Genomic DNA, 306 nt, shown 5'->3' on the forward strand with positions numbered 1-306 from the left:
ATCTGATAGTGACGCATCTCTTCAAAGTTCAATCCTCGCCCACGTAGCTTCGAAACATGGCGACCTGTTAACGCACTGTTGATTGGCTGATTAGGTAGAAAGTCAAAGCCATGCGCCTTGTATTTCAACAATCGCAATGCCTTTAGATCGGTATAGATATCGGGATCAAGTGTTGGTTTCGTCTCCATGGTGACCTCTCGCGTTACGCTACTGCAACTTGAGACAAAATCTCATCGATGACTCTGTCTGAACTGACGCCTTCAGCCAATGCATCGTACGATAGAATCAGGCGGTGGCGCAGAACCC

Annotated in this window: 2 pseudogenes; both read right to left on the reverse strand. The window is 47.7% G+C overall.

The window, feature by feature from the left end:
- A pseudogene (locus AB4512_RS24495) lies at positions 1–188 on the reverse strand (DUF58 domain-containing protein); the annotation flags it as partial.
- 14 nt (positions 189–202) lie between these two features.
- Positions 203–306: pseudogene (locus tag AB4512_RS24500) on the reverse strand (AAA family ATPase); the annotation flags it as partial.

This window comes from Vibrio sp. 10N.222.52.B7, from assembly GCF_041474275.1.
In the GTDB taxonomy this organism is placed as follows: domain Bacteria; phylum Pseudomonadota; class Gammaproteobacteria; order Enterobacterales; family Vibrionaceae; genus Vibrio; species Vibrio crassostreae_C.